The following is a 23,873-nucleotide window of genomic DNA, read 5'->3' as shown; positions in this document are numbered from 1 at the left end:
AACCAAAACACCATAAGGAAGGTTTTTATGAAGAAAAGCAGAAGCTACGTTCTCATGCTTATCTGGTTTGTCGTCCTCCTTTCCTTTTTCACTGCCTGCGGGGCCCCTCCCAAAGAAGAAAATACCGCAGACAATGAGCCACGGGGGAATGGAACTCTGATCGACGAAATTTCCCGCCGCGGTGTTCTGAAGGTCGGCATGTCCACCTTTGTCCCTTGGGCCATGAATGATAAGAACGGCCAGCTGATCGGCTTTGAAATCGATGTGGCCAAGCGTCTTGCTCAAGACCTCGGTGTTGATGTCGAGTTTGTTCCCACCAAGTGGTCGGGAATCATTCCTGCGCTTTTGACCGGAAAATTCGATGTCATTATCGGAGGAATGGGGATTCGTCCGGAGCGAAGCCTGAAGGTCAACTTCACCATCCCGTATGATTACTCGGGGATGGCCATCGTGGCAAATAAGAAAACAGCCCCGGGATACGGCTCTCTGGAGGAGTTCGACAATCCCGATGTCACCGTTGTGGCGAGAATCGGTACTACAGCAGCCGATGCCGCCAAGAAATATATGCCGAATGCCAATATCAAACTCTTTGATGATGAGGCCCAGGCGCTTCAGGAGCTGAAAACAGGTCGTGCCCATGCCATGGTGGCCTCGGCTCCCCTGCCCGCCTTTCAAGCCATCGAAAATCCAGATACCCTCTATCTACCGATACCGGGGACCTTTACCCGCGAACCCATCGGCTTTGCGATACGAAAGGGAGAGGCCGACGCCCTGAACGTATTCAACAGCTGGATACGGGTGGTGGATTCCGAGGGATGGCTTGCAGAAAGGAAAGCCTACTGGTTCGAATCCAGGGATTGGCAGTCAGCGTTGGAATGAAAGTCTCAGCAACACGCCATCAGCTCTTTCATGCAAAAACGAAGAGGCTTCGCATCACCGTCGATATTGTGTCGGCGGTGATCATAATCCTTTTCGTTGCACTTTTTCTTTTCCGTTCCTCACAGGTTATGCATTATAGGTGGAACTGGAAACCGGTAGTCGCTTCATTTTTCAATCCGCGGGGAATCCTGCTTAAAGGCTTTCTCACTACCATCCGATTGTCGATCTGGTCGAGCATCATCGCCTTCTTCATCGGTACCGTTGTCGGCGTTGGAAGGTTGGTACGCAACCGCTTTTTCAGGATGCTTTCCGGCCTGTACGTCTCACTTATCAGGAACCTGCCGCCTCTGGTTTTGGTTTTTATCTTCTACTTTTTTTTCTCAAGCCAGCTTCTCGATCCCCTCGGCATCGATCAGGCCGCACGAAATGCCTCCCCTTTGGTCCAAAGGATTCTGGCACTATTTTTGTCCGAGCCCGCCAGGCTGACCGCCTTTCTCTCGGCAGTCATCACCCTGGGCATCTACGAGGGCTCCTACATCGCCGAAATCATCCAGTCGGGAATACGCTCGGTGGATAAGGGACAATGGGAGGCAGGCTACAGCCTCGGACTCTCATCCTTCGATCGAACGCGGCTTATCATCCTGCCTCAGGCGGCCCGGAACGCCCTCCCAGCCCTTACCGGACAATTTATTTCCACCATGAAGGACTCATCGATTGTCTCGGTCATCTCTATTGCAGAGCTCACCTTCCAGGGGATGGAATTGACGGCATCAACCTATCGTACCCTCGAGATTTGGAGCGCCGTCACCCTGCTTTACTTTCTTTTGACCTTCACCGCCTCCATCCTCTCTTCGAGGATAGAAAGCGGTTTACGAAAGCGTTTTGCCGATTAAGCAGACGAAGCGACCGAATATGCCGTCGGACCGTCAGAAGTCAGAAAAAACGAGGGATACTTCCTATCCTACTCCCACTCAATGGTGGCAGGGGGCTTACTCGACACATCGTAGACAACCCGGCCGATTTCCGATACGGAGTTTGTGATAAGCGAAGAAATTTCAAGAAGGTCCTTTGTATCAAAGGGATATACGTCGGCGGTCATTCCGTCATGGCTGACAATCGCCCGAAGGGCAAGAACATAGCCGTAACGCCTTGCATCCCCTGTTACGCCTACCGACTTAATCGGAAGAAGAACGGCAAAGGCCTGCCATATCTCGTCGTAGAGCTTCCGGCGATGGAGTTCCTCGATGAATATGGCATCAGCCTCCCGCAGGATCCTGCACTTTTCTCGGTCAACCGCCCCGAGGATTCTCACCGCGAGGCCCGGCCCCGGAAAGGGGTGGCGTCCCACCACACTCTCGGATAGGCCGATAAGTCTTCCTAACCGTCTGACCTCGTCCTTGTAGAGTCGGTCCAGGGGTTCGATGATCATACCGGCGTTTCGCTTTGCCTCGATGAGAGGGCTGCGCACATTGTGATGGCTTTTGATTACCTTGGCGTTCTTGCCGACCCCTTTGCCAGACTCGATCAGGTCGGTATAAAGGGTGCCCTGGGCAAGGAAATAATCCCCGTCTATTTTCCCGACGATATCACTCTTCTGCACCTCGACAAAGAGGTCTCCAATGATCCGTCGTTTTTCTTCAGGATCATCAACCCCTTCCAAAGCATGTAAAAATCGGTCACCTGCATCGATGATCGAAAGATGGGTGGCGCCAAGGGCCTCAAGGCTTTTACGTACCGCTTCGGTCTCACCTTTGCGCATGAGCCCCGTATCGATGTACATCAGGTGCACCTTTTCCGGATCAAGAGCCGAAAGCAGGACACCGGCGACCACCGAAGAGTCGACCCCTCCCGAGATAAGAAGAAGAACAGGATGGTCGCCAACCCGTTTTTTGATGGACGCAGAAACCTCCTCGAGGTAGCCCTCCATACTCCAGCCCCTATCTGCACCACAAATCCCAAAGACAAAGTTCTCAAGAATCTTGATGCCGTACTCACAGTGAGTTACTTCGGGATGGAACTGAAGGCCGTAGCGCCTCTTTTCGGGATCTTCTGCCGCAGCTGGGTGGTCTGCACTTCGAGCGGTAATCTGAAAACCCTCCGCAACTTCGGCAATGCTGTCTCCATGACTCATCCAGCTAATAAAGCCTTCGGGGACCCCATCGAAAAGTTTAGAGGGCTTGGGAAAGCGCAAGGAGGCCCTACCGTACTCTTTCTTTGCCAGTCCAAGGACCGATCCCCCGAAATCGGCGGTCATCCGATGAAAACCGTAACAGATACCGAGAATGGGCAAACCGCTTTCATAGGCACTCGGATGAACGATTGGAGCGCCCTCTTCATAGACCGACCAGGGAGAGCCGGAAAAAATCAGGCCCTTCACATCGGAGAGGATGTTCGGCAAAAGATTGGTCTCGGGAGCGACAATATCACTGTATACACCAAAATCCCTGATCCGCCGTGCAATAAGCTGGGCCGTTTGCCCGCCGAAATCTACAATCAGGATCTTGTCCACATGTCCTTCCTGATCATGGTCTCTTCCCTGTTGTAACCGACAGAGATGATATCGACACTCGTCTTTGTGAACTCTTCGATAAAGGCAATGTATGTTTTCGCCTTCTCCGGAAGATCCTCATACTTCGCCACCTTCGTAAGGGTTTTCTTCCAACCGGGGAAACTCTTTACCACCGGCTTGATCCGGTCAAGGGCGGAAGCGGTGGAAGGGAAATCAGTGATGGTCTTTCCATCAAGCTCATACCCCACACAGACACCGATCTCATCCAGGGTATCGTACACATCAAGGTGGGTAAGGACCAGCGAATCGATGGAATTGGTCCGACATGCATAGCGCAGAGCTACCAGATCAAGATAGCCGCAACGTCGAGGCCTACCGGTGGTTACTCCGTACTCCCTGCCGATCTCACGTACCATATTCTCAAGAGCGCCCTCGGTTTCAGGATCAAATTCACTGGGGAAGGGGCCGTTTCCAACCCTGGTCGTGTAGGCCTTGAAGACACCCATCACCCTGTCGATTTTCCGAGGCCCGACGCCGCCCCCAATACTCGCCCCGGCGGCGGCACTATATCCAGAACTGACAAAGGGATAGGTCCCTATATCAAGATCGAGAAGAGCTCCCTGGGCCCCCTCGAAAAGCACCCGCTTCTCGTCGTATTTCGCCATGTAGGCGGCAAGATTGATACTCATCGAATTGAGCCTCTCAATATAGGGTGCGAGAAATTCCCGCTCATTGTCCCGAAGGCTTTTGAGAAAATTCGCCTCTGTGAGGTCACCGACCCGGATACCGTCTCTGTTCGCCTTCTGAGCATAGGCAATACCGATACCGCGCCCCGTAGTCCCTATGGGATTTCGCCGTTTTGCATCGGTAGTCTTGTCGATCTCTTTATAATCCGGCAAAACGAGGTGTGCTCTGTCACTGATATGTACACGTCCTTCCCAATCAACCCCCTGCTCTTTGATGGTAGCCAGCTCGGAAAAGAGGGCCTCAGGATCGATCACCATACCCGAACCGAGTACGACGTGTTTTTCCGGATAGACAATTCCGGAGGGAACAAGATGCAATTTATAGGTAATATCATTTGTTACAATAGTATGTCCGGCATTAGCACCACCGGAAAAACGAACGACAAGGTCCGCCTCCGAGGCAAGATAGTCAACAATTTTTCCTTTTCCTTCGTCACCCCATTGGGCACCGATAACAACAAGATGCATAGCGTCCCCCGACTCAAAAATATAAGACAATGATGCCAGAAGGGGCCATTTTTGTCAAAACCGCAGATGCTCTTTCGGTAGCGAAAGATGAGGAAAACGTGTATTCTCATTATATCATGGATGATCGTGAGGCCAAAACACGCTTACGCCAGGCCATTGAGGCAGGCAAAAAACGGGACTATCGGGGCTGCATATCGCTTCTTCTCCCCGTCGTTGCAACACGAAATGATGTTGCAGACGCCGCCCTTTATCTCGGAAGGGCATGGCATGCTCTTGGAGAATATGCACCGGCTATCGCATACCTGCGTGATTTTCACCGGGCAAAACCGGAATCGGTGGCCGGCATGTTTTTTCTTGGAAGGGCATACTATTGTGGAGGCTTCCCTAAAGAGGCCCTTTTCCAGCTCAAGCGGGCCTGGAAGGCCGCCCCGCAGTCTGCCCAGATAGGAACCTACCTGGCCTTTGCCTATCTAAAGGCAGGGCGTCACGACATTGCTCTCCCCCTTTTATCGAATTTGGTGGAGCAGCGGCCGGAAAATACGAAGATATACCAAGCCTATCTGAACACCCTCTATGTGCAGGCCATCCGCCTTTTTCATCGAGGAGATGTCAAACAATCCATGGAGATGTTCTCCTTCCTCCAGGAACGGGGGGTTGAAAGCGTTCTCCTCTACCTCTATCTCGGTATGGGGGCCAGGGAAGAGGGGCGTCTTCATGATGCCCTGTGGGCCTACGAGAAGGCCCTTGAGCTTTCGCCCGATGACGAGATGATTCGCTATCGACGTGCCGTACTGCTTTTCCAGACAGGCAGAAAAAGCGAAGCACTGAAGGAACTCTCCCAGTTGAAGCATTTCGGCGACGACAGAGAGGAACTTGATCCCCTTCAGGCCGATTACAGAACCGCGGTCCGCTACTATGAGACTGGAAATTTTCGCAAGGCATCTTATCATGCCCTGCGCCTCCTAAAGGCCGGCAGCGACGACATAGAGATCAGGCTACTTATCGGAGAATCACTCCGCCACCTCGGCGACTTTAAGCGGGCGGAAAATCACTTTCGCAGGGCACTTGATCTCGATCGTACCCGTATCGAAGCACGATATGGAATCGCCATGGTGCTGTGGCAGCAACAGCGTTTCGAAGAAATGCTTCATGTCTTGCGCCAGATAGACCGCAGCGATCCCGATAACGAGATCGCACGTTACTATACTCCCCTTGTCTTCTGGAAACTGGAACGGGACCCCTCTCGCGGCATGAGCCTTGCGCTCAAGGCGCTGGAAGATAATAAAGAGGATTCCTTCCTTATGACGGCTCTGGGGGATTTCCATTTGAGAAGCGGAAATACCAGAGATGCTGAAACGTGGTATATGAAGGCCCTGGGGATCAACCCGGAAATGAAAGAAGCACTTCTCGGGGTGATTCCTCTCCACGAACAACAGGTGGAAGATGTGAAGATCGCTCAGAAGCTTACGGGCGAATATCGTTCGCTGATAAAGCTGCTGGGTAACGACAGAATCTATATGCGAAAATTGCTGCTGCTGCTCTATCGGCTTTCCGATTTTTCCGCTTGTGCCGAACAGGCAAAGGCATTGCTTGCCCTTATACCTGAGGACCTTCAGGCACTGCGTGTACTTGGTATTTCGCTACGTAAACAGGAACGTTATCTCGAAGCGGCCCTTGTCTATAGGAGGCTCCTCAGGAAAGCGCCATTTCACGAACGCTTTCTTACTTCTCATGCATGGTGTCTGGAAAAGGCGAACCAGGGAAATCAAGCAGCCGATTTCCTCGAGAACGCCCTTTCTGCAATGTCCGATCCCCCCTATTCCCTGCTGCTGATTCTCGGTAAGATTTATTACCATCTTGATAACTATGATGAGGCTGCAAGCACTTTCAGGAAGGCGATGCAGCTTTCACCAGAATCCTGGCAAGCTTATCAAAATCTCGCCAGTACACTCAGAAAGATGGGACAAGACGATCTTGCAGCACGATATTTTTTAAAGGCAGATGAAAAACGAAAGAAAAGTACTTCCCAGTTTTAGTGCTTGCAGCCATAAACAGGTGATGTTTATAATGAAGATAAAAGAAGGAGTATGAATCTATGGCACCGAAAGCGTTGGACCTTTTCCAGGCATATTCTCAGGATAAGCTTCCGCGAGAAGGCGGATACATTGTTTCATCATTCTTTGATGGTAGGACTACCTACTCTATCTACGAGGTTGTCGCCTACAGTGGTGTAAAAAGTATCTATCTAACCGAAGAAGGGCTCACGTTTCAGACCGATGGAAACAAGTTGTTCGTGCTGGTCGAACCGGCAACCTATCCGCAGAAATTTGTAGAACCTTTTAGGCGGGATACGAAGCATCAGATTCCTCAGCGGTTTAACGAGCTTGAGATCTATACCGCAAAGAACCAGACCAAGGTAATGGTAAGCAAGGAACCTATCATCAGTTATGGTTCTTTTACCATCATGAAGCCCTCGGGAATCAATTTTTCACTTCTTTTTTACGCCAATGATGAGGTAATGGACACCCTTGGTTACTTCTTTACCGAAACCCTCAACAGGGAAGCGGGGATTCCGAAGTCGGACGCAAGGCAGGCACACAAATCGATTCTCGAAGGGATCAAGAAGTTCGGCATCTGGTAAACCAGGTATCGCAACAGGAGCGAGTGCCTAAAAAAGCTGCCGGAACCCATGGTTTCGGCAGCTTTTTGTTTGCATTGTGGTATAAGAGCTCTGTTATGCCTTTCTTCGCTCAATATTCTGCTGAGCAACGGCAAGCAGTGCAATGGGCACCGAATAGACCGAGCAGGAAACATAGTCGAGCCCGGCATCCATGCAGAAAGCAATATTGGAGGGCACAGCACCATGTTCACCACAGAGGCCCTTGGTAAGCCCCGGTCTGGTAAGGGTTCCCCGCCGCACGGCAATCGAAATAAGCTCCTTTACATGTTCGTCGAGAATCTGGAAGGGATTTCCCGATAGGATATCGAAAAGTGTATAATCAGGCATAAAGGAGGTATAGTCGTCCCGGGAAAGGCCGATGGTGGTTTGGGTAAGGTCGTTCGTGCCGAAGCTGAAGAACTGGGCATAACGTGCGATCTCACCAGCCCCCAGAGCCGCGACAGGAAGCTCAATCATGGTACCGAACTTGTAATCGAGCGGTTTGGCACCCAGCCGCTCTCTGACTTGCTCTTCAACCTGGGCAAGGCCGCGATAAGTGTTACCCTCGATCTTTTTTCCGTAGATAATGAGCTTCAGCTCATTATGGTTCATGATGAGGGGAATCATAATCTCAGGCGCCACCTTCTTCCCCTCGGAAACAAGCTTATAGGCAGCCTCGAAAATGGCCTCCATCTGCATCTCATAGATCTCGGGATAACTCACAGCAATACGACAGCCTCGATGACCAAGCATCGGGTTGAACTCGGCAAGGGCGTCACAGCGCTCGCGAACCTCCCGCTGGCTCATGCTCTTGCCTCCGCTTGTCTTCAAATAATCAAGGAAGGCTTTCATCTGCTCATCGTTATGGGGCAGGAATTCATGTAAGGGGGCATCAAGCAAGCGAATTGTCACCTCTTTCCCTTCCATAGCCTTGAAAATCTGATAAAAATCGCTCTGCTGCATCTTCTTCAGCTTTTTCAGGACCTTCAGCCGCTCTTCACGATTGTCGGACATAATCATCTCACGAAAAACATTGATACGCTCTTCCTGAAAAAACATGTGTTCGGTCCGGCAAAGCCCGATTCCCTCGGCTCCGAAGGTGCGTGCAAGTTCGGCATCCCGCGGTTTATCAGCATTGACCCGTACATGGAAGGCCGACACCTCCTTCTTGACAACGTCGATAAAATCAAGCAGCCCCGACTGTTTCGGGTCCGGTTCGATCAGCTGGGCCTCGCCAAGTAAAATAGTGGGTTCACCATAGTGGGGAACGTTCAAAGTTACGAGATCACCTTCATTCAATTCGACCTTACCGATTAGGGCCTTTTTCTTACCACGGAATTTCAGATCGAAATTGACAAGAGAAACCTTACCATACTGTCGCGCCACAACCGAAGCGTGAGCGGAGTATCCCCCCTCTGCGGAAAGAACACCGGTGGAGACCTCAATGGCCTTTACATCTTCGGCAAAGGTCGCAGGCATGCAAAGGATCAGCCGGGTATCTTCTCCCTTTTGCTGGGCACTTTTATAGGCGTCAAGCAGGGTCTCGGTGGAAAAATAAATCCTCCCGATTGCCGCTCCGGGGGCACCTGCAATGCCTCCGTCGATTCGCTCCATGCTTTTAGTCGACTTGACGTCGATGACGGGATGGAGGATCTCGTTGAGCTGATCAGGTTTAAAGGCGGTGATAAGTTCTTCTCGGCTGATGATCTTCCTGGCATAGAGATCAAGCAGGGTTTTAACATCCGCCTGAACCGATTTGCTCATTAAAGGCCGCTGATCGATAAGCCACACCTTGCCGTTTTCCACCGTAAAGCGGATGGACCGAATCTCTTTGAAATGGTCCTCCACTATGCCAGCAACCTTTTCCAACTCTGCAAAAATCGGCTTTTCGATCTGTGCGATCTCTTTTCCTTCAGATTCGATACTATTGAATCGGTTCTGCTCAAACCACCCTTCGAGCTTTTTCTCTCCCGTTACGATATTACGGGTAAAAAACTCACCGCTGGCACTGTTCTTTCCGTAGTTTCCATAGACCATCGGCTGAACAATAAGAGCGGCATCTTCGTCGTCAAGTTCATCGATGGCCAGCATCTTACTTATCGTCTTAAGGACAATTTCCAGCTGGGTATAGGCATCACTGAAAAAATCTTCAGGAAGATACCTTCGGTACTCTTCCATCAAGGACTTGAATTTTTCAGCTTTGTCATTTTTTTCCATCCCCTTTTGAAGATTTTCGATTAATGAGGTAATCTTTTCCGCATCCTTTTGACGCTCTTCAAGCTGAGCTATCTTCTCTTCTATCTGCAGATAGCCTTTGATGAGGAAAAGGACCTCGTGGTAACCGAAATCCTCACCCACGAATTGGTTAAATCCGGGAATGGTTTCGTCCGTCAACCCAAAGTTATGCAAGGTTGGGTAGGATACGATCGCAAGGTTCGGACTGATAACAATCTTCACCAGTAGCGGATTCTCTTTATCTCCGAACCGTTTTCCGGTATCACTCTCACACTTTCCGATATAGTTCTTAAGGTACCGCTTCATATCAGGCTGATGATCCAGGTGAGCGGTTACGGAAGCATCGATAATAAAACCGGGCAAGATGGGGAGATCGAGGGCGGCAAACTCCATTGCCTGCTTTCCCCGAAGTCCGAAAATTTCCCACGTTTCCCGATTTTTTACATATTTGTTTCTGCTAAAAAAATGCATATTCTTTGTCATACTTGCCCTCGCTTGTTCAAAACAGGTTGAGAATCTGACTTATGGGATATTTGAGAAACTCCTCAAATTTAGGACTCGCTCCCTGTTTGAGATAGCGCTGCAACTTCGCCACATCCTTGATATCTTCCCCAGCAACGGCAAAAAGGATTGCACTGCCGTGCTTAACCTTGCCCCACTTAAAGAGACTGTGGATATCATGGATTCGCTCTCCCTCATAATAGATGTAAACCTCCAGTGAAGGATGCTTATGGTTATAACTTTGGATGATCCGTTTCCAGGCCTCCACATTCCCGTTATGGAACAGCTCATTGGTAACGGGAACAGAGTAAAAAGGAGTCATTCTCCGCTTTCCGGAGCCAGCAGCAGGCGCAGTAGCCTCTGCTTCCTTTTCCTTTACGCCCGCAGGACTTGCTGTCGCAGCCGAAGCCTTTGCATGCTTTGTTTCCGATGCCGCAGGCGTCGACCGCTTTTGGGACTTTTTGGGTGCCGCCGCTTTTGCAGGTATCCTCGGCTTTGCGGCAAAATTTCCTTTGGTCAATGAGTCGGGAGCCTTCGCCTTTTTGCCTGAAAAAAGCTTTACAATCGTATCAAGGGCCTTAGACTCCAGCTTTTCATCCCCTTTCTTTTCAAAGCTTCCGACATATATGGTCAGAAGCTCACTCCTCGCCATATTGTTCAAACTATCGAAATGCTCCGAGTTCTTTGGATTCAGCACCATGGGACCAAGGTCGGGATGGAAGTAGACCAGGACAATGTCAACCGCCTTCCAGCGCTTTATCTCATCGACAAAAAGAGCAAACTCGGTAATGGACTGCGGCAATGTCAGGCTCTCATAACGATAAGCATACTTATCCACCAAAAGGGCCCTTACAATCGGCATAATCTGCCTATGATCAATCTCTTTTTCGTTTAGGGCTTCGTTTAGAAGATCCGCGAGATTGATATGGGATTCGAAATTATCTATTAAGGAAGAGACCGTCCGAAAATGGCTCAAAGACCGATTAAAACCATCCTTGGTGGAAAGGGTCTCGAATTCGTACATATTCATATTCATTCTTCCCGTCTCCATAAAAACAACGCCCCCGCTGTCGGGGGCGTTTAGCGTACATCGATTATAAACTCTTCAGACCGTCGCTTCCCTTTTTGGGTCGACCCCTGCCCCGTTTCTTTTTTGGAGCATCATCGACCAAACCCTTGGGAGCCGAAGATTTTTTTCGCGTTGTAGCGGGCTTGGAAACCGGAGCCTCTTCCACAACGGTCGATACCTCGCCAGCCCCTGCGTCGGCACTATCGTTCAGCATATCAAGATACGCCTGTCCCTTGCTTGGAGTAGGAAGTGCGCCTCCCTCCTCCTCCGCCTGCCGCTCTTCGAACTCGGCAACCGAAGCGAAATGCTGATCGATATCATCCCTGACGGTGCTCCGTCGTCGGCTGAAAGATGCAAAAGCGGCATCCTGGAAACCCTTTGAAACGCCGTGCAGAAATTCGTTGAGCACATTCGCCATACCGTCTAAGGTTGCCTTCTTTCTCTTAATGGAAGTGATGTCCACATCAAGAAGAAGACCAGGCTGAATATGATAAGGATTAATTAAATACTCAAAACGATTGAACTCTTTCTGGAGAAAATCGAGACGATCTTCCATGACACGGCGCTGGACCGGATAACGAAAACCGTACATCTCCTGCAGTTTATCCTTCATCAAGATCAATTTTTTCCGCACCTTATCCTTTTCAAACATATAGGTACGGTTCATCTTTTCTACCTGCGTTTCGGCAGGCTGCACAAAGGAAATCTCATCCCAAACCTTGTCTATGTCTTCATAGAGGGGATCACCTGTCTTGGCTTTAATCTTCTTTCTAATCTTATTCTTATAGATCTTGGCAAGATCGGGATAATCGGTGACGCGCTTAAACAGTTTGGTGTCTTCATAGACCATCTCAAGGACATCCCAAAGATGCTGAACCTCAATTTCGAAAGAACGAAGCTGAACATCGTACGATTTTCTTTCCTCAATCAACTGGGCATTGTCGTAGTATTTGAGTCTAACCTGATAGCGTTCATCCGGCAGTAATGCGTAGTCGGTATCCTCATATTCCTGAATAATAAGTTCACGGGCATTTTTCAGGTTTTCGATGTGTTGATACCCCATCTTCGAGGTGTCGAGAATGGAGGTGATGGAGTTGACGGCGGTATTGTACCCACGGTTTCTTATGTTCTCGATATCGACGATGTTTTTCAGATTTTCTCTGATGTTGAGCTGATCGAACTCTTCGGGATCGATCTCGGCACGAAGCCCCTCAAGCCGTTCCATCAGTTTCTTCGCCATAAACTTATACCGATTGGACTTCGGGTTCTCCTTATCGTCATCGGTATAATTCTCCACCCGCTTCATCTTCTCAAAGATGATCTCGCTATCGTTGAGCTCCTCCAGCCCCTCGTCGATTCTTTCATCTTTCAGATTTTCGATCTCTTTATCGATCTGATCCATGACATGCTTGGAAAGCAGGTCCTTGATCAGATATTCGACGGTTACCTGGTAGTGAAAAATAGGACTGATAAGCTCGGAATCGAGGATATTAACCGAAAGCTTTACATCGGTAACGGTCTTTGGTTTCTGTATATTGTCCTTAAAGGAACATTTTACGACGGAATAGGCATTCTCACCGCGGATAAAGGCACCGACATCGGTTTTTTGCCGAAGCAGGGAGTTTGTCAAGTTTTCCAGATCGTTCACGCCTCTCTGGATATGTCCCTGTAAGTGGCCGTACATATTTACGATTGATTTTTCAATCTCACCGGTATTGAACCGATCCATTCCTCCGACTTCATCGAGAAGAGTAGATATCTCTTTCGGTGTATATCGGGTAAGGACCTTCATTTCCTCGCGATCGATAAAGTTTCGAGTCTTCTTTACCAATTCGTCTTCACTGGTAACCAGATAACGGTTGACCATGTTCTGAACATTCTGGTTGAAATAGTTGTACAATTTCTCCTTAAGGCCGCCCATGACGTCCAGCCGCTCCAGAACTTCCTTAGGAAGTTTGGTGGAGATATGATTCATTACCTTATCGATTTCTTCTTCAAGAAGACGATCAACTTCCGCCTGCTGGTCTCGGCTTTCCTGAGCGAGGGAGTTTCGGGATCCCACCGCGCTTCGCTTTGTAGGGTGAAACACCATCGGACTTTTCGGTAGATCTATGCTTCCCATTGCACTCTCCTTCGGTTTATTTCATTAATAGATTATCTACATCGCGGAAAAAATGTAAAGCACATTTTTTTTTTTTGTAGATCATGATAGGATTAGAGACATCATGGTGAAAAAAAGAGTTCTGACGATTTTTATCTTTTTCCTGGGCATCTCGGGGATTCTCTATGCCGATACAAGAAAAGGAAATATCGAATTGTTTGTCCTGCTGGACAAGTCCCTTTCGATGGTCGAAGAGATAGACTCCGTAAAGGAGTATGTGGCTGATGAGCTTGTCGACAGACTTCTTATTCCCGGTGATCTCTTTGTTCTGATTAATTTTTACGGCAAGACCGACCGCTTCTTTTCCGGTGAAGTAGAGTCCAGAGCGGACATCGAAGCCCTGAAAGATTCACTCACATCCATTACTGCCGACGGACGGTTTACAGACATCGGAAGCGCATTGGATATCCTCGAAAAGACGGTGGAGGCCATTCCCGTCCGACAGGGCAGAAAACGTTATCTCCTTTTACTAACGGACGGGAAGCAGGAAGCTCCCCCCGACAGCCCCTACTACTCACCCGACGGCAGCTTTAATCATCGGCTTCTCGAACATACCAAAGAGATTGCCAAAAAGGGCTGGAAGATCCATATCCTCGGCATTGGAACGGAAACGGCGGCCGAGGAGTTGGCCAAGGAACTTTCGGCCGCATTTTCTTCCGTGCGTGAAAAGCCCGAGGAAAGAGAGATTGCGCAGCAGCTCTCCGGTTTGATGATCTCCATCTCGGCAAAGCTATCCTCGAACAAAATCACTATCGATGATCAGGAAATAAAAATCCCCCTCGAGTTGGAAATTTCCGATGCCGGTGAAGGAGAAAACCTGATTCTCCGCTTTGATTCCCTTATTTTCACCGCCGCAGATGGTGCCCGGATGGTACTTACTCCCGAAGATAGACAGATGCGTCTGACGGAAAACGAGGGAAGAACCGTACAGAAGGAGCCCTCCTTCCGTTTTTCGTCTCAGGAAGCCGTTCCCGGCAAACCTGCGAAAGGAGAAATTCGCTTTGTGTTTAACGGCGATACCGTTTTCCAACCAGCGGTATTCGACATAGTTCTCACTCCCGGCGATAAGACCTCTTCCGATAGAAAAGAGGCCGAGCATGGAGGAGGATGGCGGGCCCGATGGCCTTTTGTCCTAGCAGGTCTCATTGCCCTCATCGTTATCGTCAGATTTGCCTCTATTGCGTTGGGGAAGAAGAGAGACGATGATGACAAACGACGCAAGAATCCGGTAGAATAGCCGCATGGGGAGATTTGCGAAAGTAGCCGGATTTATCGAACGTCATGAGGCTTTTTTTATTTCCGGTCATGAGACGCCCGATGCCGATGCTCTCGGTAGCGAAATAGCTTTATACCGTGCTCTTCGCCATTTGGGTAAGCGAGTAAAGATTGTCAATGCCGATCCGGCCGCACAGAAATATGACTACCTCGATCCCGAAGGGGTTATCGATATCCTGGACCCTGATCCGGCGGTAGTATATCCTCTGCCCGAGGATGTCGCTTCCTGGGGACATTTTATCCTCGACACAAACGATATCGGAAATATCGGCCATGTTGCCAGTCATATTCTTCCGTATGTCGGTGAATACTATATCATTGACCATCATGAGTTGGGAGATGACCTGTTCACCGACAATCACATCGAAGAAAATGCCTCGTCTACCAGTGAAATTCTTTATGGTTTGCTGACGGAATTGAATATTCCGATTAATCTTGAGGTTGCGGTAGCCTTATATACGGGAATCATGTACGACACCGGCTCCTTTATTTATCCGAAAACCAGTGCACGGACCTTCGGCATTGCACACGATCTTGTGGCAATCGGAGTCAACCCAAATGAAATGTATCAGCATATCTACGAGAGTAACTCTATTCCCGCTCTGAAACTTCAATCAAAGGTCCTTGCAAGTCTCGAACTCTACTACGACCAACATGTTGCCGTTCAAACCATGCTCAGAGAAACCATTGCGGCCTGTGGGGCAAGGTATGAAGAGGCTGATAGTTTCATCAATGTTCCTTTAAAAAGTAAAGATATTCGTGTATCTATCTTCTTTAAGGAAAACGAACAGGGAATTCTTCGTTGTTCGCTGCGTTCCAAAGGCAATATTAATGTCGCGGCGATTGCCCAAACCTTCGGAGGCGGGGGACACCGTACCGCCGCCGGTTTCAAGAGCGCCTTTCGGCTCGAGACCATAAAGACAAAGGTTCTGGGAATGCTGCAAAGCTATTTTGAATCAGGAAGTGAATAATCGTGAAGCATAGTATTCTTATTCTTCTCATACCGATGCTGATCATCGGCTGTGACAACGGTGAAAAACGGGGTCAGCAGAAGGCCTACTCTTCCATTTCCGAAGAAAATGCTTCTGCAGCAACATCGGAAACAAAGCAGATTTCAGATAGCACGCGAGAACAGATAGAGGGGCTTCTCTACGGTGATGAAAAGACGAGTGAGCCGAAGATCGCAATCGATCCTCCCTATTCCCTCGTTCAGATCCTGGATGTAAATCTCGATCTTGACCGAAACGACGAGCAAATCCTGGTAGTCAAGGCCGGTGACAGTCCCGATTCTCCGATCAAAATCATCATAGCTGATTACGACACGCTCAGAGATGGTTATTATCCGGCATGGGAAAGCGAAACAGGGGCAACACAGCGCAGATTTTTCGGTGTAACCCTTAGCGATGTAGTCGGGGATCATAATACGGAAATCATTTGCAGCGGCATCGATTCCCAGGGGAAACAAACGCTTGATATCTTCAGGAGGGAGAGCAGAGCCAATAACATGGCGATTTCCTATGAACCAATCATCACCCTTGCCGTGGAAGGAACCATCGAGATTCGTGAATCAGAACGATCTCAGGCCTATCTGAACGGCCTAAAAAATGGAGACAGCTTTCCGGTCTTTGCCACCGTAGAGAACGAAAATGAAACGGTCCGTTCCATGTACGCCTGGAGAAGTGGTGACGGATATTATATCAAGGTAAACGAAGAAAAAACGCCGAGAGAAGAAATCGAAGATCGCAAACTCCGCGAACTATTCAACAGCGGCGTCGATGCTTTTGAGGAGTTTCTATCGAGAAACTGGAATGGAGATCACAACAGCACGATCCTTTTCGACAAGAGCAGCCAGGAAATCACCCTCTATTCCGGTGATATCCAGGAGATATATCATTGGAACAGTTCGTACCGTTTTCTTTCAAACAGTATATCGATTAAGGGAGAAAACGAACTCGTCCCCTACATTCGGGTTGAGATATCAATTCGTATACTGGATAGCGGTTCGATCAGGGTGTCGTTGTACGACATCGATAATCAGACATGGCGAAAGAGCCTCAACGACTCGTGGTCGGGAACCTACTACGCCGTACCTAAAGGAACCTCACCGGAAAAACGCGGAACACCGGTGGCTCCTGTGAAGCTTCCGGCTTTGTCTGGTTTTTATCGAGGCGAATCCGGAGAAGAGCTGGTCCTCGCTCCTCCACGCTTTACCCTATCGGCAAACGGTGAACAACTTTCGGGAGGATTCGCCGTTTATATGCTCAACGTTCCCGTTTTTGAGCTTAAGATTATTGATGACAGGGGCATAGGAAGAGGAGAACAGGCCTACCGTCTCGTCTATAAAGAAGAACAGGATAACGACAAAATCACCAGAACGCTTGAACTCATACCTGGTATTATCGGAATGAAAGGGTTCATCGAAACGGACGATCAGGAAATGCGCTTCCGCCAGATTGAATACTTCGAAGATGATCAGGGTCAGTAGACAGCAGAGGCCTCGAAACCGGCTTCCTTCAGCTCCAGAAGAAACTGCTCGGCATCATCCTTCTCACTTGAAAGCACCACTCGATAGTAATGGGTTCCCTGTACATCAGCCTCAACAATGGAAGCGGAAAATCCTGCTTTCTGGAGATCGATCACCAAATACTCGGCATTTTCTTTGTCGGTAAAGGAACCGGCCTGGAGGAAGAGTGTACCTTCCTTCGGAGCACGGGCAACGGAGGCCTCTTGTTTTCGGTTTTCTCCTCCACCTCCGCCGCTACTGCCTGGAGAAATATAGCTTGCCAGAATAAGATCTGAAAAGCTTTCAAATTTACGTGCCTGTCCCGCGATGATCATGGCTTCGGGGGAAGTCGGCCAGGTATCAAGCAAAAGGCCCTTTAGGCGAGCCGCCTCATTTCCATCGCCGCTTAAGGAGGCGCAGGTGATATCCCAATAAAGATCGACCGGTGTTTCTCCTCCCGAGGAGGATAATTCGACGTTGCCGGAAGCAGAAGCGTCAAACAACGCTATCCTGTTTAGAAGCAGCTCAGCAGCCGTTCCCAGTTTCGTCTCTTTCTCCTGTTGAGCAACGACCTGTGCCTGGGTTTTGGCAACGCGAAGTTCCCCAAGCTCAAAGAGGAGTTCGGCACTTTTCAGAAGCGATGCAAAGTCGGTGGCATCGCCTTGAGGATAGACGAAAGAAGCGTTCTGATACGCCGTCTGGGCTGTTTCCAGGTCACCGGCGAGCAGCGCGAGCTCACCCTGCTGCTTCAAAAGCCGGTAGCGCTCAGCCCTGCTTGTGGAGAGGGGGATTTGCTCCTCAATCTTGCCGAGGGCCTGGGAGAAATCACTTGTCTCACCCGTTTCACCGTAACCTGAAGCAGCGGCAATCAGACACAAAGCAGAAAAGAAAAAACGGCGCAGCATATCCGAACTCATTTTCGAGGTCCATCTCCTTCCCCGATATCGGATAAGATCTCTTCAGGGATTTCTTTCTTTGTTTTTTTCGAAAAAAGTTTTTTTGATCCCTTCTTTTTTCCTCCCTTGCCGAGCAAGATCATGGGAATCGTTATGACCACCCCAGCGGTAAAGGCAAGGAAAAGCGAGATGAAGATCGGAACATCATGATAGGTCACGAAGCCGAAGCTGATGTCGGAACTGGTATCGATGTTGAAAAAGATAAACAGAACGATCACAAAGACAATCAAAAGAAAGAAAATCATTTTCCAGGGCATACTACCTCCCCCCGAAAGGTATTTCCGTGCAAGGTCTTCAATACAACCGGCACGAAAGAGCCTATCAAGCCTTCATCCCCCGGAAACGCAACCATCTCGTTTCGGTTGGTTCGGGCAAGAAGCTCCCCTTCCCGCTTTTTGGCCCTCTGCTCGACAAGGACCTTCTCGCTATCGCCGATCCGTGCCTTGTGGCGTGCAAAGGAAATTTCCCGCTGAAGTTCGATAAGCGTCTTGAGCCGATCAAGCTTCACCTCATGAGGGACCTGTTCCGCCATATCATATGCGGCGGTCCCCACCCTCGGATTATAGTAATAGGTAAAGGCGTCGTCGAATCCTACCTGTCGTACCAAATCGAGGGTAAGCTCAAAATCCTCTTCCGTCTCCCCCGGAAAACCGATCATGAGGTCGGTGGAAAGGGAAAGACCGGGGATTGCCGTGCGCATCATTTCGACAAGATCAAAATAGTGCTCCCGTGTATATTTTCGGTTCATTCTTCGAAGAACTGAATTGGATCCGTGCTGTACCGGCAGATGAATATGATTACACACAGTCTCATGTTCGGCTATCACCCGAATCAACTCTTGCGGAATATCCTTCGGATGACTGCTCATAAAACGTATCCAGCGTATGGAGTCGGTCATGGAAGCGATCTTCGCGAGCAAGTCAGGGAAACGAAGCGTATCCTTCCAGTTGTATGAATTGACGTTTTGCCCTAAAAGCGTTATCTCGCGAACTCCTTTTTCCTCGAGCCGCTCGATCTCACGAAAAATATCGTCGGGTGAGCGAGAAATTTCCCTCCCCCGGACATAGGGAACAATGCAGTAGGAGCAGAAATTGTTGCAGCCGTGCATGATAGGAAGAAAGGCCTTGAAGGCCCCCTTTGCAAGGTGATAGGGCTCGAATTGAAAGTGGGGAGAGACGGAGAGATCATCCGCCTTAACGGAAACATGCTTTTCACCGTGTCCACGGGCAATTTCGGATAGTTTTCGCTTCTGGAAGGTCCCAAGCACATAATCGACGGCCTTTGATTCTTTGATGATCTCTTCGCCAAGGCGTTCGGCCATGCAGCCGGTCACGATAAGCGTAAAATCGCGACTCTCTTTTAAGAATTTATAGTAGCCGATGCGTCCCCAAATCCGGTCCTCGGCGGTCTGACGTACCGCACAGGTATTCAAAAGAACAATATCGGCCTCTTCCGGCCGCTCTGCAGCGCTCCAGCCGAGAGCCTCCAGCTGGAGCGTCATGGCATTTGACTCGGCTATATTCATCTGACATCCGTAGGTTTCAAGAAAAAAACGGCCTGTCACGATTTATCTCCTTCGATCAGTTTATTTACATACCAGGGGATGAGCTTCCAGTTATTTTCCCGGGGGATAAGAATCCATGCACCCTTGTCGAAATGTTCATCGACCTCGTCCTCACGCTTTCCCGTGGCAAGCAGGTTGCTGTAGGTTGCAAGGAGAACATTATCGGTGGATACTCCTCCCCCGTTTTCAATCGCGATGTGTCTGTTTTCAAGATATAGCCTGGCAAGTTCAAAGGGGGAAAAACTGGTATCGACATATGAGGCAAGAGACTGGAGCAGCTCATACACCGTTTTTACCTCTCCGGCTCCAAGCTGATCGAAACGCTTCTTTATGCCCTCGATGACCAATTGCTGCCGCTGGGCCCTGTCGAAATCATCACTGGTATGCCGCGAGCGAGCGACTCGAAGTGCGGCGACCCCGTCGAGCAAATGGGTTCCGGCAGGATAGTGGAGCGTCGTCCATTCACCGTTTTCTCTAATACGGTATGTCGGATCTATCAAGGGTTGTTCCAGTGTAACTTCGATACCCCCGAGAATGTTGATAACATCGATAAAGGCATACATGTCGACAACAATGTAATCGTCGATGGTGAGCCCCGTCATTTCTCCTACAATCTGGGCAAAGCGTTTTGGTCCATAGATCCTGAAATAGGAGTTGATTTTGCGCTTTTTCCACCATATATCTCGGGGAATGGCGATCAAGGTCGCCTTTTCAGGGGATATATGAGCGATGATAATGGTGTCGGCATTATTTTCATGGGTACCGCAGAGCAAAATGGTCTTTCCCTCCGGAGAAATTTTTCCCATTTGGGATAAGACGGCATCATCGGGAAGCTCCATTGAGGAAGCCGTCCCGAGCTTCGGCTCCTGCACCCCGAAGCGCCTTACGGAACCGACGACAACGTCATCACGATCCATGAGGTAGATTTCCCCGGCCATCTTCTGGACCGCGAGGGATCCGGCACGACTGCCCTTTTCATCTATAAAATCGAAGTAAAAATAATCATTTTCATCCCGAGGCTCGTCTTTGAGGCGCAGCCCATGGATATCGAGGTAGGCGCGAAACGCTTCATCCCGGGCAAGCCTTAGGACCTGCTGTTTCCCAGCATCGGTGGCCCGCTCTGTTTGACGCCTGTTATCGGCATCGGTAAGAAGCTTGAGGAAATGCTCGGCGGCTCCATCAAACTCCCGAAATTGCGTTTCGCCGACAAGGATATCCTCGCTGCCGTAACGAACCTTCAGAGAAAAAAGGAGAATCCCGTCCCATGTCGTTACATCGAAGCTCGCTTGCCGTGAATCTTGAGTAATGGAGCTAAAACGAAGGGCCCGCTCCCTTCGAAGGGCCGTGGCCCGTCCGTCTCCGTAAAGACGGCGGAGATCGCTCTGTGCCGCCGCAAAGCTTTGTCGCTTCGTCTCAACCTCTTTTGCTTTCGATGCAAGCAGAGAAAGGACCTTCTTTGGAAGGGAGGGAGAATCTTTGCCCAGCTCTTCGTTATTTCCAGCCAGAAGCCGCTCATCGCTTTCCGCCTGATTGAGACGATATCCCGTATCAAGAAGATGAAAGGTTGCAAGAGGGATGGAGGCGTAAGAAAAAAGCAGGCTTTCCCGTCCCTCACGCTGCACGGAAATTCCCGCAGTGGAGAGAAAGGCCTTATCGGATGAATTTTCCAGCATCGCCGAAAGAAATGCCGCCCGCTCCATTTCAGTGTCGTGAGCAAGAAGCGCATCCACGGCACGGTAAAAAGGAGTCTGATCCTCCTGCTTCTCTATGCCCTCGGCTGGCTCCCCTTCCGCGTCGGATACACCTTCGGCACCAAAAAAGTCATAATGCTTCTCGGGTAGGTTCAAGGCTTGACGCAGGGTATTATTCTCTTGTCCAAGGGAAAGAATGGCATGCTTCAGCGTGCCGAGAGAATCGTTTTGCGACTCAATCTCAGCAAAAAGCTTCTCTCCGGAGGCCTGCTGTTCGCGGCGCAGCGATGACACCTGAAAAAAGAGCGTGAGAAAGACAGCGACAAAAACGATACACACGAGGACGAGAAGGAGATGGATCCTACGCATGGTCTCACCTAATGTCTGAAGGAGCGCTCACCGGTAAAGAGCAGTGCCGCCCCATATTCATTACACGCTTCGATAACCTCACCGTCCCGAAGGCTGCCGCCCGGTTCGGCAATGGCGGTAACCCCCTCCTTGAGTGCGACATCAACACCATCCCGAAAAGGGAAAAACCCGTCGGAAATCATCACCGCACCGGAAAGCCCTCCCTTAGCCTCTTTTACACGCGCCATGACGGAGGCTTTCGCCGTATCATCAAGGCCATCGAAGCTACAAGAATGCTCACTGCGTGCGATTCGTTCGGCCATATTTCGATAGGCCTTATCCCTGGCTATGGTGGCAACGCCGACACGATCCTGCTCTCCCGTACCGATGGCCACCGTCGCCTCGTCCTTTACATAGATCACCGAATTGCTGGTAACGGCGCTTTCCACAAGCCATCCGAAAAGCAGATCAGTGCGCTCCTGTTCGCTTGCATCGCGCCTGCAGCGAAAATGTTCGCCCTTCCGCTCGCTCTCTGCGAGGATGAAGTCCTCTTTCTTTCGTATGGAAGTGGTATAGGAGTTCTGAAGGATCAATCCTCCATCTACCAGAGAGGTAAATTCCAAATATTGTCCGGCTGCGCATTCCTCAAGACGATCCATCCCGGCTATACGAAAAATACGGAGATTTTTACGGCCCGAAAGGATCTCAACCACTCCCGGTTCAAAATCCGGGGCAGCCACAATCTCAAAATAGTTATCGGCAATCAGCTTTGCGGCATCGATGGGTAGTCGCCGGTTCACAATGACAGCCCCGCCGAAGGCGGCTATGGGATCACCGCCGAGAGCCTTGGCAACGGCATCTTTCACACCATCCGCCCTGGCGACACCTGAGGGATTATTATGCTTCATGATGGCAGCAGTAGGACGATCTCCCATATATTGCAATATCTGCAGGGCCCTGTCGACATCGACAACATTGATCTTACCGGGATGTTTCCCGCTTTTTACCAGCTCGAGCTCGGAACTGAGCCCCGAAACAGGCAGCAATTTGATCATATCGGCGATCTCAACAGCACCGCCGACCCTTTTATACAAGGCTGCCTTCTGATGGGGATTTTCCCCGTAACGAAGACCTGCAGAATGGCCGTCGACATCCCATACCACCTTTTCGTAGCTCAGCTGCCGATCACCATCGTCGTAATGAAAGGTAATATCAAAACAGTTGGGAAACCGCTCCTCTTGTTTTTCTCTATAGATTGCAGTAAGGCGCTTATCCAAACCTCGCTCCTTGGTATTCTTGCGTTTGCATTACCTTATCGTTAATCTATATCCGTTGCAAGATGGCGCCGCTGGGCCGATTGTACCGTATTGTAGAGAAGCATCGTAATGGTCATCGGACCTACGCCTCCCGGCACCGGGGTTATCATCGAAGCCTTGTGGGAAACCGCTTCGAAGGCGACATCACCGACAAGGCGGTAGCCCCTTTTTTTGGAGGCATCCTCCACCCGATTCACGCCAACGTCGATGACGACGGCCCCCTCTTTTATCATATCTGCGCCGATAATCTCGGGTTTACCCACGGCAGCGATAACAATATCCCCCTGCCGTACGATATCGGCCATGTTTCGAGTCGCAGAATGGCAAACGGTGACGGTGGCATTCCCCCCTTCGCTCTTCTGAAGTAAAAGGTTTGCCAAAGGTTTGCCCACAATATTACTTCGTCCGACAATGACGACATGACGCCCTTTGGTTTCCGCTCCGGAACGGAGCAAAAGCTGGACAATACCATGGGGGGTACAGGGAAGAAAGGTCTCCTGACCGAGAACCATCTTTCCGACACTGTAGGGATGAAAGCCGTCTACGTCTTTGGCAGGATCAATGGCAAGCAGCACCTTATTCTCATCTATCTGCTTCGGCAGCGGCAGCTGTACCAGGATACCGTCTATGCGGGGATCATTGTTCATTGACTCCACCAGGGCGAGAAGCTCCTCCTCGCTTGCCGAGGCCTCCAGACGATGTTCTTCGGAATAGATACCGATTTTCTCACAGGCCCGCTCTTTGGCGGTGACATAGCTCACACTGGCGGGATCATCGCCCACAAGAACGACCCCAAGTCCGGGAACGACGTCTTTTTCCTTCATCCGGGAAACCTTTTCGGCAAGTTCTCCCCTCATGGTTTCGGCAATTGCCTTTCCATCTATTAGTGTTGCGGTCATGGTGCCCTCCTTAGTTTTGCCGTTACAGTAATGCATCACCATTATATATGCTTTGGGGCCTTTTTGAAACATATTGACCCTACCATTGCCCCCT

General features: G+C 49.9%; 18 protein-coding genes. 7 read left to right on the top strand and 11 right to left on the bottom strand.

Translation table 11 applies throughout. The annotated features are described in order from the left end of the window. The first annotated feature begins 27 nt into the window (after positions 1-27). Entirely contained in the window at positions 28-879 is an 852-nt protein-coding gene (locus tag F459_RS0114450) for a transporter substrate-binding domain-containing protein (RefSeq protein WP_020613429.1), read from the top strand. Continuing rightward, positions 816-1,772, top strand: a complete 957-nt coding sequence (locus tag F459_RS0114445; RefSeq protein WP_245540181.1) for an amino acid ABC transporter permease — start codon at positions 816-818, stop codon at positions 1,770-1,772. Before F459_RS0114450 ends, F459_RS0114445 begins: the two co-directional genes overlap by 64 nt. A 68-nt stretch (positions 1,773-1,840) precedes the next feature. Here F459_RS0114445 and guaA read toward each other — a convergent pair whose 3' ends face one another. Next, a complete protein-coding gene (guaA, locus tag F459_RS0114440) occupies positions 1,841-3,388 on the bottom strand; it encodes a glutamine-hydrolyzing GMP synthase (protein ID WP_020613427.1) in 1,548 nt (515 codons plus the stop codon). Further along, a complete protein-coding gene (gene purA, locus F459_RS0114435) occupies positions 3,373-4,602 on the bottom strand; it encodes an adenylosuccinate synthase (protein ID WP_020613426.1) in 1,230 nt (409 codons plus the stop codon). The genes guaA and purA overlap by 16 nt, the downstream gene beginning before the upstream one ends. A gap of 116 nt (positions 4,603-4,718) precedes the next feature. Here purA and F459_RS0114430 point away from each other — a divergent pair, with 116 nt between their 5' ends. Next, positions 4,719-6,638 carry a tetratricopeptide repeat protein gene (locus tag F459_RS0114430; RefSeq protein WP_245540180.1) on the top strand — a complete coding sequence of 640 codons (1,920 nt, stop codon included), beginning with the start codon at positions 4,719-4,721 and terminating at the stop codon, positions 6,636-6,638. 59 nt (positions 6,639-6,697) lie between these two features. Beyond that, entirely contained in the window at positions 6,698-7,243 is a 546-nt protein-coding gene (locus F459_RS0114425) for a hypothetical protein (RefSeq protein ID WP_020613424.1), read from the top strand. Between the two features lie 93 nt (positions 7,244-7,336). Here F459_RS0114425 and F459_RS22400 read toward each other — a convergent pair whose 3' ends face one another. The 3 genes from F459_RS22400 to cfpA are packed head-to-tail and all read right to left on the bottom strand — an operon-like array spanning position 7,337 to position 13,188. Then, the gene (locus tag F459_RS22400) at positions 7,337-9,979 is read right to left on the bottom strand and encodes a putative PEP-binding protein (protein WP_020613423.1); all 2,643 of its coding nucleotides are present in this window, start codon (positions 9,977-9,979) and stop codon (positions 7,337-7,339) included. 16 nt (positions 9,980-9,995) lie between these two features. Then, the gene (locus tag F459_RS0114415) at positions 9,996-11,033 is read right to left on the bottom strand and encodes a hypothetical protein (protein WP_020613422.1); all 1,038 of its coding nucleotides are present in this window, start codon (positions 11,031-11,033) and stop codon (positions 9,996-9,998) included. A 58-nt stretch (positions 11,034-11,091) separates the two neighbouring features. Further along, positions 11,092-13,188: a cytoplasmic filament protein CfpA gene (cfpA, locus tag F459_RS0114410; RefSeq protein ID WP_020613421.1), complete on the bottom strand. Its 2,097-nt coding sequence runs from the start codon at positions 13,186-13,188 to the stop codon at positions 11,092-11,094. A gap of 103 nt (positions 13,189-13,291) precedes the next feature. Between cfpA and F459_RS0114405 the strand changes: the two genes are divergently transcribed. Genes F459_RS0114405 through F459_RS0114395 form a run of 3 tightly spaced genes read left to right on the top strand, consistent with a single transcriptional unit; the run spans position 13,292 to position 16,987 of the window. Then, a complete protein-coding gene (locus F459_RS0114405) occupies positions 13,292-14,464 on the top strand; it encodes a vWA domain-containing protein (protein WP_020613420.1) in 1,173 nt (390 codons plus the stop codon). A gap of 4 nt (positions 14,465-14,468) precedes the next feature. Then, entirely contained in the window at positions 14,469-15,473 is a 1,005-nt protein-coding gene (locus F459_RS0114400; protein ID WP_020613419.1) for a DHH family phosphoesterase, read from the top strand. Positions 15,474-15,475: 2 nt separating this feature from the next. Further along, positions 15,476-16,987, top strand: a complete 1,512-nt coding sequence (locus F459_RS0114395; RefSeq protein ID WP_020613418.1) for a pallilysin-related adhesin — start codon at positions 15,476-15,478, stop codon at positions 16,985-16,987. Here the strand turns inward: F459_RS0114395 and F459_RS0114390 are convergent. Genes F459_RS0114390 through folD form a run of 6 tightly spaced genes read right to left on the bottom strand, consistent with a single transcriptional unit; the run spans position 16,981 to position 23,779 of the window. Then, positions 16,981-17,922: an SPOR domain-containing protein gene (locus tag F459_RS0114390; protein WP_020613417.1), complete on the bottom strand. Its 942-nt coding sequence runs from the start codon at positions 17,920-17,922 to the stop codon at positions 16,981-16,983. The genes F459_RS0114395 and F459_RS0114390 overlap by 7 nt on opposite strands. Continuing rightward, on the bottom strand, positions 17,919-18,218 hold the full coding sequence (locus F459_RS0114385) for a hypothetical protein (RefSeq protein WP_020613416.1): 300 nt from the start codon (positions 18,216-18,218) through the stop codon (positions 17,919-17,921). Before F459_RS0114385 ends, F459_RS0114390 begins: the two co-directional genes overlap by 4 nt. Further along, positions 18,203-19,525: a tRNA (N6-isopentenyl adenosine(37)-C2)-methylthiotransferase MiaB gene (miaB, locus tag F459_RS0114380; protein ID WP_020613415.1), complete on the bottom strand. Its 1,323-nt coding sequence runs from the start codon at positions 19,523-19,525 to the stop codon at positions 18,203-18,205. The genes F459_RS0114385 and miaB overlap by 16 nt, the downstream gene beginning before the upstream one ends. Beyond that, positions 19,522-21,585, bottom strand: coding sequence for an LCP family protein (locus tag F459_RS0114375; protein ID WP_020613414.1), 2,064 nt, complete (start codon positions 21,583-21,585; stop codon positions 19,522-19,524). The genes miaB and F459_RS0114375 overlap by 4 nt, the downstream gene beginning before the upstream one ends. Before the next feature lie 8 nt (positions 21,586-21,593). Further along, positions 21,594-22,841 (bottom strand): AICARFT/IMPCHase bienzyme formylation region, encoded by a 1,248-nt coding sequence (locus F459_RS0114370; RefSeq protein ID WP_020613413.1) that lies wholly within the window; start codon positions 22,839-22,841, stop codon positions 21,594-21,596. A gap of 41 nt (positions 22,842-22,882) precedes the next feature. Then, positions 22,883-23,779, bottom strand: coding sequence for a bifunctional methylenetetrahydrofolate dehydrogenase/methenyltetrahydrofolate cyclohydrolase FolD (gene folD / locus F459_RS0114365; RefSeq protein WP_020613412.1), 897 nt, complete (start codon positions 23,777-23,779; stop codon positions 22,883-22,885). Between the last annotated feature and the right edge of the window lie 94 nt (positions 23,780-23,873).

Source organism: Sediminispirochaeta bajacaliforniensis DSM 16054, from assembly GCF_000378205.1.
GTDB lineage: Bacteria > Spirochaetota > Spirochaetia > DSM-16054 > Sediminispirochaetaceae > Sediminispirochaeta > Sediminispirochaeta bajacaliforniensis.
Note: the sequence above shows the minus strand (reverse complement) of the source record. Positions and strands in the feature narration are given on the sequence as shown.

Coding starts and splice junctions, on each gene's coding strand:
- F459_RS0114450 (WP_020613429.1), top strand. CDS start 28: ATGAAGAAAAGCAGAAGCTACGTTCTCATGCTTATCTGGTTTGTCGTC.
- F459_RS0114400 (WP_020613419.1), top strand. CDS start 14,469: ATGGGGAGATTTGCGAAAGTAGCCGGATTTATCGAACGTCATGAGGCT.
- F459_RS0114430 (WP_245540180.1), top strand. CDS start 4,719: ATGGATGATCGTGAGGCCAAAACACGCTTACGCCAGGCCATTGAGGCA.
- purA (WP_020613426.1), bottom strand. CDS start 4,602: ATGCATCTTGTTGTTATCGGTGCCCAATGGGGTGACGAAGGAAAAGGA.
- cfpA (WP_020613421.1), bottom strand. CDS start 13,188: ATGGGAAGCATAGATCTACCGAAAAGTCCGATGGTGTTTCACCCTACA.
- F459_RS0114375 (WP_020613414.1), bottom strand. CDS start 21,585: ATGCGTAGGATCCATCTCCTTCTCGTCCTCGTGTGTATCGTTTTTGTC.
- F459_RS0114390 (WP_020613417.1), bottom strand. CDS start 17,922: ATGAGTTCGGATATGCTGCGCCGTTTTTTCTTTTCTGCTTTGTGTCTG.
- F459_RS22400 (WP_020613423.1), bottom strand. CDS start 9,979: ATGACAAAGAATATGCATTTTTTTAGCAGAAACAAATATGTAAAAAAT.
- F459_RS0114385 (WP_020613416.1), bottom strand. CDS start 18,218: ATGCCCTGGAAAATGATTTTCTTTCTTTTGATTGTCTTTGTGATCGTT.
- F459_RS0114405 (WP_020613420.1), top strand. CDS start 13,292: ATGGTGAAAAAAAGAGTTCTGACGATTTTTATCTTTTTCCTGGGCATC.
- F459_RS0114415 (WP_020613422.1), bottom strand. CDS start 11,033: ATGAATATGAATATGTACGAATTCGAGACCCTTTCCACCAAGGATGGT.
- folD (WP_020613412.1), bottom strand. CDS start 23,779: ATGACCGCAACACTAATAGATGGAAAGGCAATTGCCGAAACCATGAGG.
- F459_RS0114425 (WP_020613424.1), top strand. CDS start 6,698: ATGGCACCGAAAGCGTTGGACCTTTTCCAGGCATATTCTCAGGATAAG.
- F459_RS0114445 (WP_245540181.1), top strand. CDS start 816: ATGGCTTGCAGAAAGGAAAGCCTACTGGTTCGAATCCAGGGATTGGCA.